The 16,670-nt window shown below is 69.6% G+C and carries 14 protein-coding genes; 8 read left to right on the top strand and 6 right to left on the bottom strand.

Translation table 11 applies throughout. The annotated features are described in order from the left end of the window. Positions 1-22 precede the first annotated feature (22 nt). The gene (locus ACFV9C_RS09255; protein WP_380192010.1) at positions 23-646 is read left to right on the top strand and encodes a PH domain-containing protein; all 624 of its coding nucleotides are present in this window, start codon (positions 23-25) and stop codon (positions 644-646) included. Here ACFV9C_RS09255 and ACFV9C_RS09250 read toward each other — a convergent pair. Next, entirely contained in the window at positions 643-1,857 is a 1,215-nt protein-coding gene (locus tag ACFV9C_RS09250) for a GNAT family N-acetyltransferase (protein WP_380192009.1), read from the bottom strand. The two genes, ACFV9C_RS09255 and ACFV9C_RS09250, sit on opposite strands and share 4 nt — an antisense overlap. 58 nt (positions 1,858-1,915) lie before the next feature. Here ACFV9C_RS09250 and ACFV9C_RS09245 point away from each other — a divergent pair, with 58 nt between their 5' ends. Further along, entirely contained in the window at positions 1,916-2,833 is a 918-nt protein-coding gene (locus ACFV9C_RS09245) for a hypothetical protein (RefSeq protein WP_380192008.1), read from the top strand. A gap of 1 nt (position 2,834) precedes the next feature. Here ACFV9C_RS09245 and ACFV9C_RS09240 read toward each other — a convergent pair whose 3' ends face one another. Continuing rightward, positions 2,835-3,395, bottom strand: a complete 561-nt coding sequence (locus ACFV9C_RS09240) for a GtrA family protein (protein ID WP_380192006.1) — start codon at positions 3,393-3,395, stop codon at positions 2,835-2,837. 103 nt (positions 3,396-3,498) lie between these two features. Between ACFV9C_RS09240 and ACFV9C_RS09235 the strand changes: the two genes are divergently transcribed. The 3 genes from ACFV9C_RS09235 to ACFV9C_RS09225 all read left to right on the top strand — a co-directional run bounded on the left by ACFV9C_RS09235 (position 3,499) and on the right by ACFV9C_RS09225 (position 6,477). Next, positions 3,499-4,671 carry a 5-(carboxyamino)imidazole ribonucleotide synthase gene (locus tag ACFV9C_RS09235; protein WP_380192004.1) on the top strand — a complete coding sequence of 391 codons (1,173 nt, stop codon included), beginning with the start codon at positions 3,499-3,501 and terminating at the stop codon, positions 4,669-4,671. A 9-nt stretch (positions 4,672-4,680) separates the two neighbouring features. Continuing rightward, complete coding sequence (gene purE, locus ACFV9C_RS09230) at positions 4,681-5,181, top strand: 5-(carboxyamino)imidazole ribonucleotide mutase (protein WP_380192002.1); 501 nt, start codon at positions 4,681-4,683, stop codon at positions 5,179-5,181. Between the two features lie 75 nt (positions 5,182-5,256). Continuing rightward, positions 5,257-6,477, top strand: coding sequence for an MFS transporter (locus ACFV9C_RS09225; RefSeq protein WP_380192000.1), 1,221 nt, complete (start codon positions 5,257-5,259; stop codon positions 6,475-6,477). Here the strand turns inward: ACFV9C_RS09225 and ACFV9C_RS09220 are convergent. Then, entirely contained in the window at positions 6,474-7,811 is a 1,338-nt protein-coding gene (locus ACFV9C_RS09220; RefSeq protein ID WP_380191998.1) for a UDP-glucose dehydrogenase family protein, read from the bottom strand. The genes ACFV9C_RS09225 and ACFV9C_RS09220 overlap by 4 nt on opposite strands. Before the next feature lie 124 nt (positions 7,812-7,935). Between ACFV9C_RS09220 and ACFV9C_RS09215 the strand changes: the two genes are divergently transcribed. Then, positions 7,936-9,099: an acyl-CoA dehydrogenase family protein gene (locus tag ACFV9C_RS09215; RefSeq protein WP_380191997.1), complete on the top strand. Its 1,164-nt coding sequence runs from the start codon at positions 7,936-7,938 to the stop codon at positions 9,097-9,099. A gap of 34 nt (positions 9,100-9,133) precedes the next feature. Further along, a complete protein-coding gene (locus ACFV9C_RS09210; RefSeq protein ID WP_380191995.1) occupies positions 9,134-10,705 on the top strand; it encodes a LuxR C-terminal-related transcriptional regulator in 1,572 nt (523 codons plus the stop codon). A gap of 596 nt (positions 10,706-11,301) precedes the next feature. Here the strand turns inward: ACFV9C_RS09210 and ACFV9C_RS09205 are convergent. Both ACFV9C_RS09205 and ACFV9C_RS09200 read right to left on the bottom strand, forming a co-directional pair. Further along, entirely contained in the window at positions 11,302-12,963 is a 1,662-nt protein-coding gene (locus ACFV9C_RS09205; RefSeq protein WP_380191994.1) for a DUF222 domain-containing protein, read from the bottom strand. Positions 12,964-13,375: 412 nt separating this feature from the next. After that, the gene (locus ACFV9C_RS09200) at positions 13,376-14,509 is read right to left on the bottom strand and encodes a Dyp-type peroxidase (protein ID WP_380191992.1); all 1,134 of its coding nucleotides are present in this window, start codon (positions 14,507-14,509) and stop codon (positions 13,376-13,378) included. A 64-nt stretch (positions 14,510-14,573) separates the two neighbouring features. Between ACFV9C_RS09200 and ACFV9C_RS09195 the strand changes: the two genes are divergently transcribed. After that, on the top strand, positions 14,574-15,884 hold the full coding sequence (locus ACFV9C_RS09195; protein WP_380191991.1) for a right-handed parallel beta-helix repeat-containing protein: 1,311 nt from the start codon (positions 14,574-14,576) through the stop codon (positions 15,882-15,884). On the opposite strand, the gene ACFV9C_RS09190 is transcribed toward ACFV9C_RS09195, so the two are convergent. Further along, on the bottom strand, positions 15,885-16,562 hold the full coding sequence (locus ACFV9C_RS09190) for a hypothetical protein (protein WP_380191989.1): 678 nt from the start codon (positions 16,560-16,562) through the stop codon (positions 15,885-15,887). Positions 16,563-16,670 lie beyond the last annotated feature (108 nt).

Raw genomic sequence — 16,670 nt, 5'->3', positions numbered from 1 at the left:
CGCGACCTGTGAGACTGGGGGTATGGCGATCTCGGCGAAGTTGTTGGGTGAGGACGAGTACGTCGTCGTCAGCACCCGGACGCACTGGAAGGCGCTGATCGGGCCGGTCTTCCTGCTGCTGGTGGTGGCCGGGCTCGGCGGCTTCCTGGCCGCGATCGTGCCGAACGGGTCGCTGCAGCAGCCGGCCCGGATCGCGATCCTGGCGGTCGGTGTGGTGATCGTCGCCGCGTTCACGGTCCGGCCGTTCCTGGACTGGTTCTTCTCGACGTACACAATCACGAACCGGCGGCTGATCACCCGGCACGGCGTGCTCACCCGGACCGGGCGGGACATCCCGCTGATGCGGATCAACGACGTGTCCTACGAGCACGGCCTGATCGACCGGATGCTCGGCTGCGGCACGCTGCACATCGAGTCGGCCGGCGAGCGCGGTCAGGTGGTCCTGCCCGACGTACCGCACGTCGAGCACGTCCACCTGCAGATGTCCGACCTGCTGTTCGGCGGGCCGGACGGCAAGATGGGCGACGGCATCCTGGACGACGAGGAGCCGCCGGAGCATATGCGCCGCCGTCCGCCGGTGCAGCCGCCGAAGCAGGCCCGCGCGGACGACAGCGACACGATCTTCAGCTCCGACGACGACCGCTAGAAGATCTCCAGGCTCACCGGCGCGACCGGCCAGCGGAACGCCGCGGTCGTCCGATGCAATGCGCCCGGCGTGTGCTCGACGACGCGTCCGGTGGCGGCGAACTCGGCCAGCGCACGGTCGCCGAGGTAGACCGCGCCGAGCTCGGTCACCGACAGGCTGAGGTCGGCCGGGTCGTCGGTCCGCTCGCAGGTCACCGAGGACCCGTCGGCGGTCAGCCGGAACCGCCCGGTGTTCGCCTCGATCAGCTCGTCCCGTACGTCGAGCACGACGTCGACCGGTACGGCGTACTGCCGCTGCTGCAGGGCCCGCGGTACGTCGGTCACCCGCAGCCACAGCGACTCGCTCACCCGCCGGTCGAGCGCGGTCGGCGTGGTGACGAGCTGCTGGACCGGCTCGTCCAGCGCGGCGTGCCCGTACATGAGCTTCGCGCTCAGGTCCATCGTCAGCAGGTACTGCCAGAGTTCCCGGTACGCCGTGGCGTCCGGCGCGACGAGCTCCTCGAGCAGGACCTCGTTCGCCGGGCCGACCGGGAGCCAGTTCATCTTGCCGCGGTACAAGGCGTACCCGTCGATCGCGCCGGTCTCGTCGCGGTGCACCAGGATCTGCCGCGCTGTCCGCCCGTTGCGCTCCTCCGGCTTGTCCAGCAGGCGTTTCTGCCACCGCGCTTCCGAGCGCCCGGAGATGCCGGGCCGCTGCTCCTGCAGCCGGCGCAGGACCGCCGGAAGCTCCTTCAGCGCCTCGTCGACGGTCAGTACGCCGAGCGCGCCCGGCCGGATCCGGTCGTTGGTGGGACCAACACGATGCAGGTCGATCTCGTAGCCCACCTCGCGGGCGGTCGCGGCGTACCCGAACCGCCCGTAGATCGCCGACTCGCTCGCCCACAGCGCAGCGATCGCCTCCGGTACGTCGCGCAGCTGCTGCCCGATCAGCCGGGACATCACGCCGCGCCGCCGGTGCGTCGCCCGGACGCCGACGCCGGTCACGTGCGCGGCGCCGACCACCGCACCGGGCACCGAGAGGTCCCGGGTCCGCGCGGTCACCGTCCCGACGACCTCCGTACCGTCGGTCGCCACCAGCGTCCGCTCGACCTCGGACAACTGCCGGTCGAGGTCGCTCTCGGCCCCGGGGTCGAACATCATCGCCCCACCGAAGATCGCCCGTACCGCATCCATCTCGGCCGCGACGGCCGTCCGCACCTCGATCTCACTCATGCCCGCATACAACCATCGCCCTCGCGCGATCATCAAGGCAGATAAAGGGGGTGGGTCAATGATCAAACCACTCGGAACGATCGCGGCGGCCGTCCTGGTCACCGCAACGCTGGTGCCGGCGACCGCCGCTGCCACGACGGCGGCCAGCTGCGGGCTGAGCGCCTCGTCGATCACGGCCGCGGGGGACCACAACTCCGTGGCGGTCGTGTCGACCACGCCGCCGCGCGCCACCTCGGCGGCGCTCGGCAGGGGTGCGTTCGCGCCCGGCCAGGTGAAGGTGATGGCCTCGACGATGTCGATCCTGATCGACCAAGGCCCGGACGGCTCCGAATACGACGTCTACGGCTACGTCATCGTCGGTGACGCGCTCTACCAGGCGGTCTACAGCGCGCACGGCGACGGAGTCGTCAACAGTCCGCCGGCGGGATTGCGGCGGATCGGCGGCGGCTGGGGGAAGTTCACGATGGTGGAGGAAGCCGAGTACCAGGCCCCGAACCAGGGCAATATCTCCCGGTGGACCGTCTACGGCCTGCGAAGCGACGGCGTGCTGTTCCGCTGGACCGTCAGCTCGAAGGGCGTCTGGCGGAGCGCCGGCTCCGCGCCCGGGTTCGCGGCGGTGAAGTCGATGGCGCTGGTCAGCAAGGCCGCGACGTACGACACGTTCGTCGCCAACACGCGGGGCGGCGCGCTCTACACGATCCACATCCCGACCAGCGCACCGATGAAACCGGTCGTCAAGCAGGTCCGGAGCAGGACCTGGCAGGGCTTCGAGACGCTGCTCACGCAGAAGTGCGGCGTCTACGGCACGGTCCTGCTCGGGATCGACAAGGACACCGACTCGGCCTACCTCTACGCCGTCGGCCGCTTCACCGGGACGACCACCGTGATCCAGTCGCTCGGCAAGGTCCCCGCGACCTTCGCCGACACCATCTACGCCCGGCTGAAGGACCCGGGCGCGCCCCTGAACGGGGAGTAGCTCAGCGCACGACGGGCAGGTCGCCCGTGGACTCCCCGTCGAGCTCCGCCGGGGAGTCCGGTGCCGGGGTGTGCTCGACCTCTTCGAGCGCGATCTCTTCCTTGAAGACGAACTTCCGGTACGACCAGAACCGGAACAGCGTGCCGAGTCCGAGACCGACGAAGTTCGCGGCGATGTTGTCCGACAGCCAGCTGTGCAGGTCGAGCGCGTACCGCGAGAAGGCCAGACAGCCGGCCGCGATCAGCAGGCCGATCCCGTTCAGCACGAAGAACAGCACGTACTCCCGGTGCAGACCGGAGCGCTCGCGGTGCCGCCACGTCCAGTACCGGTTCCCGAAGTACGTCGCGACCGTGGCCACCGTGGTCGAGATCAGCTTCGCGGTCAGCGGCTTGTGGTGCAGCATGCCGATCCCGGAGGCCCCGAGGACCGTCGGGTTGTCGAACACGAGCCAGTTGTAGATCGGCAGGTCCACGACCAGACCGAGCACGCCGACCAGACCGAACTTGGCCACTTCGTGCACCAGGTGCTGGAACTGGTGGTACAGCTTGGTGACGAGCTTCAACGGGGTTCGGAACCTTCTGTGATCACACCGCGACGGCAGGGCAGCTTCCCACGGTACCCGGCCAGGGGGCGAGGCCGAAATCGGCCGGGTTAGGCTCACAACCGTGAAGTTCGATCGCAAGGATCTCCCCGTCGGTACACCCGTGGTCGGCATGATCGGCGGCGGCCAGCTGGCCCGGATGACCCAGGAAACGGCCGTCGCGCTCGGTATCCAGCTCCGCGTGCTCGCCGAAGGCCCCGCCGTCTCGGCCGCCCAGGCCGTCGCGGACGCGCCGGTCGGCGACTACAAGGACCCCGAGACGGTACGCCGGTTCGCGGCCGAGTGCGACGTGGTGACGTTCGACCACGAACATGTGCCGACCGACCTGCTGCACGCGCTCGAAGCGGACGGCATGAAGGTGTACCCCGGCCCGGACGCGCTCGTGCACGCCCAGGACAAGGCCGTGATGCGCGCCCGGCTGGACACGTTCGACGCGCCGGCGCCCGCGCACCAGGTGGTCGCGACGGCGGCCGACGTCGCGGACTTCGCGAAACGGGTCGGCGGGTTCCCGATCATCCTGAAGACCACCCGCGGCGGGTACGACGGCAAGGGCGTCTGGTTCGTCGACGGGCCGGACGACCCGCAGGTCGCGACCGCGTTCGGCAGCGGCGTACCGATCCTCGCCGAGGAGAAGGTGGACTTCGTCCGCGAACTGTCCGCGATCGTGGCCCGCTCGCCGCACGGCCAGGCGGTCGCGTACCCGATCGTCGAGTCCGTGCAGCGCGACGGGATCTGCGTCGAGGTCACCGCGCCGGCCCCCGGGCTGGACCCGGCGAAGGCCGCGCAGGCGCAGCAGACCGCGCTCCGGATCGCCGGCGAGCTCGGCGTCGTCGGCGTCCTCGCGGTCGAGATGTTCGAGGCCCGCGACGGCCGGCTGCTGGTCAACGAGCTCGCGATGCGCCCGCACAACACCGGGCACTGGTCGATCGACGGCGCGGTCACCTCCCAGTTCGAGAACCACCTGCGGGCGGTGCTCGACCTGCCGCTCGGCTCGCCGGCCGCGCGGGCGCCGTACACGGTGATGGTCAACGTGCTCGGCGGCGACGTCGAGGACATGCACCGCGGGCTGCTGCACTGCCTGGCCCGCGACCCGGGGCTGAAGGTGCACTTCTACGGGAAGTCGGTGCAGCCGGGCCGCAAGGTCGGCCACGTCACGGCGTACGGCGACGACCTCGACGAGACCCTGGAACGCGCCCGGCACGCCGCGGCGTACCTGACCGGAACCATCGACGAGTAGAGGACGTACATGATCGGGATCGTGATGGGGTCGGACAGCGACTGGCCGACGATGAAGGCGGCGGCCGAGGTGTGCGCCGAGTTCGATGTGCCCTTTGAGGCAGACGTGATCTCGGCGCACCGGATGCCGACCGAGATGATCGACTACGGACGGTCAGCCCACGAGCGCGGCCTCAAGGTGCTGATCGCCGGTGCGGGCGGTGCGGCGCACCTGCCGGGGATGCTCGCGTCGGTGACTCCGTTGCCGGTGATCGGCGTACCGGTGCCGCTGAAGTACCTGGACGGGATGGACTCGCTGCTGTCGATCGTGCAGATGCCGGCCGGAGTTCCGGTTGCGACCGTCTCGATCGGGAACGCTCGGAATGCGGGGCTGCTGGCGGTCCGGATCCTGGCCGCCTCCGACGAGGTGCTGCGGGACCGGATGATCGCGTTCCAGGAGTCGCTCGCGGAGCTGGCACGGGGGAAGGGCAGTACGGTGCGTGACGGGGCGGCAGAGCTGCGTAAAGGTTGAGGTCTGGACTGGTTTCCACAGGTCGGGGGCGGGTAGTCGTGAGATCCCATTGGTTGTCGTCTAAGGTCGTCGATCGTGACTCCGCCCACTGAATCGGACACGCAGCGCATTCCGGTCCGCTACTGGATCTGGCTGTTCGGCGCTGCCGTGTCCCTCCTCGGTGACCTGACGATGAGCTTCGGCATCGGCTGGTCCGCCACCCGGCACGGCGGCAGCGTCGCCGGCCTCATCCTGCTGCTCGCCGCCGCCCCCCGTGCCGCCCTCCTGCTGATCGGCGGCGCCGTCGGCGACCGCTACGGCGCACCCCGGGTCCTCCTCGCCAGTTGTACGGCGATGTTCCTGGTGACGGCCGCGCTCGTTCCGGCGTCGGCGGCCGTGGGCGAACCGGTCTGGCTGCTGGTGATCCTGGCGCTGGTGGTGGGATCCATCGACGCGTTCTTCCTGCCGTCGTCCCGGGCGATGCCGCGGCTGCTCGTCCCGCCGCAGCAGGTGCCGCGCGCGCTCGCGAGCTTCCAGGTGACGGGTGTGGTGTTCGCGGTCACGGGTACGGCGGTCGGCGGTCTGCTGGTCAGCTGGTCGGGGCTGAAGGCGGCCGGCGGCTTCGACGCGTTGACGTTCGGCGTGATGTGCGTCGTACTGCTCGTGCTGCGGAAGACGATCGCGCCGACGGGCCGGGTACCGACCGGGATGCTGCACTCGATCGGCGCCGGGATCCGGGTGGCCTTCGGGCGGCCGTTGACCCGCGCGTTGCTGATCACGATGTTCGTCGCGGCCGGTCTGCTGATGCCGCTCGATGCCCTCTTGTTTCCACTGCTCGCACGGGCCCACGGCTGGAACGCCGCGACCGCCGGCCTGCTGATCGCCAGCCGCAGTCTCGGCGTCGGGGTCATCGCGCTCCGGATCCTGATGCGGGGCGCGTTCCCGCGGCCGGGCATCGTCGCGGCGTGCGGCCTGTTGCTCGCGGCTGTCGGGCTGCTCGGCCTGTCGGTGTTCGATCCGTTGCCGCTGACGTTCGCCGCGGGTGTTGTCAGCGGTGTTGGTGTCGGGACGTTCACCGGCCACGTCCTGCCGTTGCTGATGAACTCGGTGGAGCGTGAGTTCCAGTCCCGGCTGCAGTCCATCGTCGTACTCATCCAGAGCGTCGCGCTGATGGTGATGAACCCGCTGCTGGGCGGCCTGGCCGACGTACGCGGCCTGGGCATCACCGGTGTCTGCCTGGGGATCTCGGTGCTGGCAGCCATCACCGGCCTGGTCGTGGTGACCCGCCCAGTCGTCCGCGCGGCGACTGTCGCCTAGGGCTTGCCGGGGGCTCGGTAGGTCCAGCCGGCGGTGCGCCAGGCTTCGGCGTTCAGGTTGAGGCGGGCGTCGACGACGACCGGGGTGCTGACGACGTCCTTCAGGGTGGCCGGGTCGAGTTCGCGGAACTCGGGCCACTCGGTCAGGTGCAGTACGGCGTGGGCGTCACGGCAGGCGTCGACGGCGGACTGGGCGTAGCGCAGGGTCGGGCGGACGCGGCGGGCGTTCTCCATCGCCTCCGGGTCGTAGACCGTGACGTTCGCGCCGTGCAGCTGGATCCGGCCGGCCACGTCGAGCGCGGGCGAGTCGCGGACGTCGTCGGTACCGGCCTTGAACGCGGCGCCGAGCACCGTGACGTTCTTGCCGGACCACTCGCCGCCGAGCATCTCGTGGGTCAGGTCAACGATCCGGGCGCGCCGGTGCTGGTTGATGTCGTCGACCTCGCGGAGCAGCGTGATGACCTCCTCGACGCCGAGCTCACCGGCCCGGTGCATGAACGCGCGCAGGTCCTTCGGCAGGCAGCCGCCGCCGTACCCGGGGCCGGCGTTCAGCATGCCGCGGCCGATCCGCTTGTCGTACCCGAGCGCGTCGGCCAGCTGGGTGACGTCGGCGCCGGTCGCGTCGGCCATCTCGGCGAGCGCGTTGATGAACGAGATCTTCGTGGCCAGGAACGCGTTCGCGCCCGCCTTCACCAGCTCCGCGGTCGGCAGATTGCAGACGACCACCGGTGAACCTTCGCCGATCGGCGTCGCGAACACCTCGCGCAGCTTCGTTTCGGCCGCGGCTGATTGCACACCGAAGACCAGCCGGTCCGGGTGCAGCGTGTCCTCGACGCCGTGCGCCTCGCGGAGGAACTCCGGCTGCCAGGCGATCTCGACCCCGCGACCGGCCGGGGCCTCGGCGTGGAAGCGGGTCTCGACGATCTTCGACGTACCGACCGGGACCGTGGAGCGGCCGACCACCAGCGCCGGCCGGGTCAGCAGCGGCGCGAGCATGTCGACGACCGAGTGCACCTGGGCCAGGTCGGCCGCCTCGCTGCCCTCGAGTTGCGGCGTACCGACACAGACGAAGTGCACGTCGGCCCAGTCGGCGATCTCGCTGTAGTCCTTGGTGAACCGCAGCCGGCCGGAGTCCACGTGCTTCTTCAGCAGCGGGTCCAGACCGGGTTCGTACAGCGGGGCCTTGCCGTCGTTCAGCAGCTTCAGCCGGTGCTCGTCGATCTCGACCCCGATCACGTCGAAACCGAACTCGGCCATCCCGGCGGCGGTGTTCGCGCCGAGGTAGTTGGTGCCGATCACGGCGATCCGCAGGGGGCGGGAGGTCGCTTCACTCATGTCCGGGACTCTACCCATCCTGGTTATCAGCCGGTGACCGGCTCATGTCTGCAGAGTGCGTACTTGCTCACTTTCGGCGTACGACGCACCCCACGCCCGGGTTGTTCGTCGTACAGTGCAACTCGTGAGTAACTCATTCGAGCTGTACGCGCTGTCCGAGGAGCACCAGGCGATCCGCGAGGCCGTCCGCGACGTCTGCGACGCCAAGGTCGCCCCGCACGCCGGGGACGTGGACGAGCTGGCCGAGTTCCCGAAGGCGTCGTACGACGCGCTGAAGGCGTCCGACTTCCACGCGCCGCACATCCCGGAGCAGTACGGCGGGGCCGGCGCGGACGCACTCGCCACGGTGATCGTGATCGAGGAGGTCGCCCGCGCGTGCGCGTCGACGTCGCTGATCCCGGCCGTGAACAAGCTCGGCTCGCTGCCGCTGCTGCTGTCCGCCTCGGACGAGGTGAAGCAGCGCTACCTGCCGCCGGTGGCCGCCGGCGACTCGATGTTCTCGTACTGCCTGTCGGAACCGGAGGCCGGCTCGGACGCGGCCTCGATGAAGACCCGCGCGGTCCGCGACGGCGACGCGTACGTCCTGAACGGCGTCAAGCGCTGGATCACCAACGCCGGCGTCTCCGACTTCTACACGGTGTTCGCGGTGACGGATCCGTCCGCCCGCTCAAAGGGCATCAGCGCGTTCGTGGTCGAGAAGGCCGACGAGGGCGTGTCGTTCGGCGCACCGGAGAAGAAGCTCGGCATCAAGGGCTCGCCGACCCGCGAGGTGTACTTCGACAACGTCCGGATCCCGGCCTCCCGGCTGATTGGCGCCGAGGGCACCGGCTTCGCGACCGCGATGCAGACCCTGGACCACACCCGGGTGACGATCGCCGCGCAGGCGCTCGGCATCGCGCAGGGCGCGCTCGACTACGCGCTCGGCTACGTCCAGGAGCGCAAGCAGTTCGGCAAGGCGATCTCGGAGTTCCAGGGCCTGCAGTTCATGCTCGCCGACATGGGTATGAAGATCGAGGCGGCCCGCCAGCTCACGTACGCCGCGGCCGCCAGGTCCGAGCGCAACGACAAGGACCTCACCTACTTCGGCGCCGCCGCCAAGTGCTTCGCCTCCGACACCGCGATGGCCGTCACCACCGACGCCGTCCAACTCCTCGGCGGCTACGGCTACACCCACGACTACCCGGTCGAACGCATGATGCGCGACGCCAAGATCACCCAAATCTACGAAGGCACCAACCAGGTCCAGCGCATCGTGATGGCCCGCCAACTGCTGAAGGGCATCAGCTAGGCGACTACTCCCTGAGAGCGAATATGATCCCTCGGTGATTGCTCTGGGGGAGTTGGCAAGGATCGGGGAGGAACGGGACTGGGACGCGTTGCAGGTCGTTTGTGACCAGCATCTGCTCTCGGTGGACGGGGAACTGGCGGCGCGGCTGCTCGGCGTGCTGACGTTGGTTCCCGACGACGAGTTGCGGGCTCGGCCTCGGCTGATGCTGTCGTGGTTGAGCGTCTACTACGCGGCGACGCAGCCGGATGCTCTCGAGTTGCGGCCGTACCTGCGGCACTACACGGAGCTCGGGACGCGGCTGGCGGCGTCGATGGACATCGACCGGGAGACGTCGGCGGCGACGCTGACGACGGTCGGGGTCGCGGCGATGATCGCGCTGCGGGAGCAGGGGCGGTGCGTCGAGGCGGAGGAACTCGGGCAGCGGCTCAGTGCGCGCGCCGCGCAGCTCAGTCCGCTGCCGGGGGCCGACGGTTCGTGGCGGCCGGGGTGGTTGCCGCTGCAGCGTGGGCTGACCCGGACGTTGATGGACGACCTGCCGGCCGCGGTCGAGCTGTACCGGCACGCGTACGAGCTCGCCACGCTCGAACCCGCGACGGCTGCCACCGCGCTGAACGCGTCCGCGAACCTCGCGATGATCTTCGCGAATCTCGGCCACACCGGTCCCGCGCAGCAGTGGTTGGGGCGGATGCGGGAGTTCGAGGCGCCGTCCCAGCGGGTCCGGTACCTGCTCACCATTGGCGGTTCGATCGCCGAGGGCTGGGACGCGCTGGACCGATACGACGACGGCGCACTGGCCGGCCTTCTCGAGATCGTCGGCGACGGCACGCGCCGGATCGAGGTCTGGCCGTTCGTGGCGGCGCTGGTGTTCGCGCACGGGCTGCACCGTGGCGACCAGGCGGCGACCCTCGCGCATCTCGGCACGCTCCGCCTCAGCCACGCACCGGAACTCACCGAACTGACCGCGGCCGCGCAGGTCCTGCGGCGCGCGTGGATCGACCTGCTGATCGCGACCGGCCAGGGGACCCGGGCGTTGCGGCTGATCAAGGAAACGGGTCTTCACGAACCATGGCTGACGCTTTCGGCCGCGCGGATCCGGTTCCTCAACGGCGAGTACGCCGCCGTCCGCGCGCTGGCGTCGCGGTTGTCGTGGGGCAACGTCACGTCGTACCGGGATCTTCGGCAACTGCTGTTGCTGAAGGCGATCGCGGCGTTGCGGACCGGGGATGTGCGGGAGGCGCGGGCGGCGGCGGAGCTGACCGATCGGCTGCGGACGCCGGACGAGGTGTTGTCGCTGGCGTCGCTGTCGCCGGCGGATCGCGCGGAAGTCCAGGAAATCAAGGACTTCCCGTTGACCGATGCGGCCCGGGACCGGCTCGCGCGGGCGCCAGGGGTGTTCCCGGAGCGGCTCGACCTGGTGGAGCTGACCAGTCGGGAACACGCCGTACTCGGCGAGCTGGACGCAGGCGGCAGTACGCCGGAAATCGCCGGGAAACTGGTGGTTTCGGTGAACACGGTGCGGTCACAGGTGAAGAGCGTGTATCGCAAGCTCGGCGCGTCGAGCCGGGAGGATGCGGTGTTGCGCGCGTACTCGCTCGGCCTGCTCTAGCCCCAATGGTTCTGGACGAGATACTGCCTGCGGAGTCCGCCACCCCGCTGGGCAGGCGACGATACCCCGAGCATCGTCCGCGACTCAGCAGGTCCGCGCATCGATCGAGGCGAGTGCGGCTGCTCTCCGGAGGCGCCAGCACTGGAGGTGCTGGAGGTGGGCGTAGCAGGAGCCGGGGGCCCACCACATCCAACGCCCCCGCCAGCCCCCACAGGGACGCATTTGACCAACGTCCTCGCCAGGCCCCGCAGACGAGCACGCAACCACCACTCTGTCCCGCTCGCAGGGAGCGTCCGCGCCGCGCTTTCCTCCAGCCGGCCGGGGAGCGTCCTGCCTGCACTTCCTGCGGCCTTGGGCGGGAGAGTGCGGCCAGCGCTTCGTTCATGTGGTCGGTGTAAGCGGCGGCTGGTTCGGGCCGTGTGGCAGTGGCCACTGGAGCTGGGCGAACTGTGGAAGCCAGGGACGCGAGTCAGGTGCGGCGCCGTACGGCGCCGTTGCTGGCGATGCTGGCGATGCTGAACGTCGTACCGGACGCCGCGTTCCCGTACCTCGCCAGCGTTCGCCGCATGGTCCGGCGCGGTGAATGGGTTGGTAGCTCACGCGTTGACGAAGAGTGGTGGGCCGGTGGCGGGCTCGGTGGTGTGCTCGGTGGTGTGCTCGCCCCATACGGCGAAGCGGGCTGCGGCGGACAGGGTTGCTTCGTCGGCTTTCCAGCGGCTGGTCCGTGCGATGGGCAGGGCTGTGTCGCCCTGGGGGTCGCCGGATGGCTCGGCCGGGTCGGTTGGTGAAGAGCTACAGGCGGGGCGCGCCGGGGACGCTGATCCGGCGCCCGGTGGTGCGGGCGCGGCGGAAATCTCGGCCGGCGGTTCGGTGGGCGGCGGTTCGGTGGGTGGCGGCTGGGTGGGTGGCGGCGGGTTAGGACACGCAGACGCGGCAGACGCGGCAAACGCGGCAGACGCGGCCGAGGCGGGTTGTGGTGAGGTTGGGCTTGCCCAGGCGGGGCGGGTTAGGCCTTGCGTGGCGCCTGTGGCGTCGCAGGTGGAGGGTGTGCCGGGCTGTGCAGAGATCGGGTCGGCCCAGGCGGGGCGGGCTACGTGGACCTTGCCGTTGGTGATGGTGATGGTCCAGCGGTCGTTGTGCAGATCCACGTGGTGCCGTCGGCACAGCAACGCCATGTTGTCGACAGCGGTCGCTCCGCCGTCGACCCAGTGCGTCAGATGATGGGCGTCACACATCACCGGCGGCGCCGCACACACCACACAGCCCCGGTCCCGGGCGATCAGGGCGTGCCGGATGGGTCTGGTGACGAGGCGTTCGCTGCGGCCGACGTCCAGCGGCTGGGAGTTCGAGCCCAGGACCAGCGGGATGATGTTCGCGTCGCACGCCAGGCGCCGGATGGTGGCGGCGGACAGGTCGTCGCCGTACACCGTCTGGCCCGTCGCGTGCGCGGTCGCGGTCGCTGAGCGGAGGTCGTCGAGGTCGATCGTCACCGTGATGTTCGCCTTCGCGCCGTGGCCGGCGGTGTCGGTGTCCCAGGCATTCGCGGCCACCGTCAGCGCGGTCGTCAAGGCGTCGGCCTGACGCTTGTCCCGCGGCCGGGGGTCGTGTTCGCCGTCGACGGTCTTGTGCGGGCGGGCACCGGCGTGGACGATCGCCCGCAGCAGCTCGGCGTTGTCGTTGGCGAGGTAGCCGCGGAACTTGACGCCGTTCTCGGCGGTGGTCAACGTCAACGATTCGCGGGCGTTGGCTTTGTGTTCTTCGGGTTCGGGGCCGTCGGCGTCGATCCGGTCGCACAGCTGTTTGGCGGCGGTGCGCAGTTCCTTGGGGGTGAGGTGGGCCGTGAGGCCGACCAGTTGCTGCTCGGCGACGTCCAGGTCTTCGGTCGGGACGCGACCGCGGACGCGTTCGAGTTCGGTGATGATCGCGGCCGCGTGGCCGGTCTGCATCTGGTGGACGGTGCCGTCGGCGCACTGGATGCCGTCGGTGAGGGCGGCGTCGACGGCGCGGTATTTGGGCAGCGCGCGGGCGAGGTGGACGTCGCGCCAGGCCTCGGTGCGGTCGCGGCGGTGGCGGAGGGTGAGGAGTTCGACGGTGTCGCGGGCGCCGAGCTCCTGGGCCAGACCGTCGGTCTCAGCGCGGGCGATGAGTTGGAGGCGGACGGCTTGCAGGCGGATGATCTCGGCGTTGACGTCGTCGAGGGCAGGCATCACCTCGTGGTTGCCTATAGCAACCACCGTGCGTCCGCCGAGAATGTCCATGCCGACAACTCTAGCCACGACCTCCGACAGTTTTCAAAGTGGTTTCCCTTGTTTTCAAGGAGAATCTAGAAAGATCCGTCCAGTCGGGTCGCTGGGTGGTGTCGGAAGTTCGCCGAGATGGGCGAGGTCGCGGAAGTTGATGCGGGACAGGATTCGCGGTGACGCCGGCGCCTTCACCTACACCGCTACGACTACGACCAGTGCCACCTGTCAGCTCTTCCCTTCACGGCCGAGCACCTGACAGCTCTTCTCCCACAGCGGCAGTACGTGTCAGCTCTTCCTTTCACGGCCGAGCACCTGACAGCTCTTCTCCCACAGCGGCAGTACGTGTCAGCTCTTCCCTTCACAGCCGCAGCACCTGTTAGCTCCTCCTTCACAGCCGCAGCACCTGTTAGCGGTTGATGGCTTCTGGCTAGAACAAGGTGCTGCCCAGTGGGTGTTGTTGATCGAAGCCGGGGAGGATCAGGAAAGTACCGCTGGCGGTCGTTTTGGTGAACGGCAGCAGGGCGTCGCCGTTCTGCATGTGGGTGAGGGTTGCGGTGAAGGTGCGCAGGTCGTTCTGGAAGCTGATGAAGAGCAGGCCGGGCGCCGGATCGTCGATGCTGTACGAACGACGGAGCATCATGCGTACGCCGACGACGGCTGCGTGCGCGCGGCGGGCGTGGGCGTTGGCCGGCACGAGGTAGCGGCCGTCGGGGGTCTTCGCGCCGAGATCGGGGCCGTCGGCAATAACTCCGCCGGACAGCGGGACGCCGGTGTCGCGGTGGCGGCCCATGACCGCTTCCTGGTCGGCGGTCGACAGCCCTGCGAAGCGGGGCAGGTCGAGTTCCATTCGGCGGAGTACGGCGATGGTGCCGCCGGCTACCCGGGGTTCGTCGAGCCAGAGGTTGAGGCTCTGCTCGGGGTCGGTGTGGGGGCCGACGATGCCGTCGATGAAGCCGAGTTGGTTGCGGGGTGCGGTGAGGTTGTCGGTCACCTTGACCGCGGGGCCGCGGTGGGCGGACTGGCGCCAGCGTTCGCGGAGGCCGGTCGTTTCCAGCAGGGCGGCCGCTGCTACCGAGAGGACGAGGGGGTCGGTGGCGCAGAGTTGCAGGAGTACGTCGCCGCCGCGTGCTGGTGCGGGGATCTGTTCGTGGGCGAAGGGTGGCAGGTCGGTGGCGCCGGGGAGGGTGCGGCCGGCCATTCGCACCAGGCGTGGGCCGATGCCGACCGTCACGGTGAGATCGCCCGGCGGGAGGCCGAGCAGGCGGGGTGCGGTGCCGGTGGTCAGCGCGACGATCGTCTCGCCGAGCTCCGCAAGCAACCGGACGATTGCCACGGAGGGGACGACGTCGGCGACGACCGCCAGCAGGTGGGGTTGGGCGGTCTGGGGTGTGGTGATGCCTGCCTGGTGCTTGCCGGTCGGCGGCACCGGCGCGGCTGCCGTTGCGGCGGCCTGTGCGGGAGTCGGCTGGTCGGTGGTTGTGGAGCAGCCGGCGGTGAGGACGGCGGCGGAGGCGGCGCCGAGGAGCGTGCGGCGTGACGGGCGGTCGTCGGCTCGGGTCACGGAGCGAGAGTGCCACATCACCCGGAGTACTCGCGAATCGGTCCTTCGTGTCACACTTTCGGCCATGTTGCGTGCGGTGGTCGTCGTTGCGGGAGTCCTGGCCCTCGCGGGGTGCAGCGGAGCAGAAGCAGATCAGGTACGGCGGCCCGCGGGCGAGCACGTGACGATCCGGGTGCCGGCCGACGCGCCGACGATCTCGGCCGCGGTATCGGTCGCACAGCAAGGGGATCTGGTCCTGGTCGCGCCCGGCACGTACCACGAGTCGGTACGGATCACGACCGCGCACGTCACGCTGCGCGGGGAGTCGCGGGACAAGGTCGTCATCGACGGCGAACTGCGGCAGCCGAACGGCATCGTGGTCACCGCGCCCGGCGTCGCGGTCGAGAATCTGACGGTCCGCGGCAACACGCAGAACGGCGTACTCGTGACCGGTTCGGTGAAGGCGGCGGATGCACAGCCGGGGCAGGGCGGGTACGACACGGGGGACGAGCCGGTGCGGTTCCTGGACTCGTTCCTCGTGTCGCATGTGACGTCGACGCGGAACGGTCTGTACGGGATCTACGCGTTCTCGGCGCGGAACGGCGTGATCCGCGACTCGTACACGTCCGGCGGGGCTGACTCCGGGATCTACGTGGGGCAGTGCAAGCCGTGCCAGGTCGTGGTGCAGGACAACGTCGCGGAGTACAACGCGGTCGGGATCGAGGGGACGAACGCGAGCGGCGAGATGTACTTCGTCCGCAATCGCATCGTCGGTAACCGGGTCGGGCTCACGACCGGGTCCGATCACCAGGAGAAGCTGCTCCCGCAGCAGGGTGCTGTTGTCGCTGGCAACCTGATCGCGGCCAATCAACAGCCGGCCACGCCGGAGCAGGCGGACGGCGGCTGGGGCATCGGCGTCGGCATCGACGGCGGCAGCAACAACCAGCTTGTGCACAACCGAATCACCGGCAACATCAACGCCGGCGTCATTCTCACCGCAACCCAGGACATCCCCGCGAACGCCAACCAAATCACCGGAAACATCCTCGCGGGCAACACCGTGGACGTCGGCTGGACCTTCCCCACCGCCACCAAGGGCCACGACAACTGCCTGACCGCCCCCACCGCCCACACAATCCCCGCCGGCCTGACAACAACCGCCCCCTGCCCACACCCCGGCCGCACATCCCCATCCGGCACCTGGACCGCCCCAACCCCACCAAGCGGCATCCCGTTCAGCGAAGTCGCACCCCCGCCCACCCAACCCCAACTCCCCAACCCCACAACCACCGGCTCCACAACCGTCCCATCCACCCCACCCCTACCGGACCTCACCCGGATCACAGCCCCGGCATCAACCCTCCTCGCCGACCGCACCCTGACCCAGGTCAGTTGACTACTTGGGTGGGGTGTACGGCTGGGTGTCGAAGTCGATGACTACTGGTTGTGGTTCGGAGGCGACGGCCAGCTGGACGCGGTACATCGTGCCGTCTTCGGCGATCCAGTACTTCACGGTGCCCTCGGTGTCGGGGCGGTCGCGGGCGGCCGGGCCGAGCATCACGTCGGTTCGATGGCCGTTGATCGTTTCCTGGCCCAGTTGGCGGGCGCCGTTCTGTGGAAGCAGTTGAGCGTTGTCGGGGCGGTCGGACGCGAGGCCCAGCGTGATCCGGAGCGCGGTGTCGAGGGTGCTGCCCGTCGTCTGCAGCGGACGGTTGGTCCACCCCACGGTCTTGGACGCGGCGGACAACTGCGTCGGTGTCCAGCGGATCACGCCGTCGCTGGACGAGTTGCGGCCCGCCCCGCGGAGTTCGCCGTACGCGCGCTTCGACCGGAAGTCGACCGACGCCGTCACGGTGAGCCCGCCGGCGGTGTCCGGCACGGTGATCCGGACCGCGCGCCCGCCGGTCTCGTAGTTGCGGAATCGGGTGATGGCGAGCCGGTTCGCCTCGTCCGCGGTGAGCGCCCGCGGCGCCGACGCGTCTGACTTCGAGCTGACGACGACCAGGACGGTGGCCACCGCGGCGCAGGCGACGGCAGCTGCCGCGATCAGGACGCGGCTTCGCAGGATGTGCATGGTGCCGGACGCTAACAGCCCGGCAGATTCACCCAGTAATTCACCCGATACGGACGGTCACGGCGCGCGGTGTTCTGGTTGGCTGAGTCGATTTGAGTGCACCAACCA

It is taken from the genome of Kribbella sp. NPDC059898, assembly GCF_042730855.1.
Lineage (GTDB): Bacteria > Actinomycetota > Actinomycetes > Propionibacteriales > Kribbellaceae > Kribbella.
This window is presented reverse-complemented; position numbering and strand designations above follow the sequence as displayed.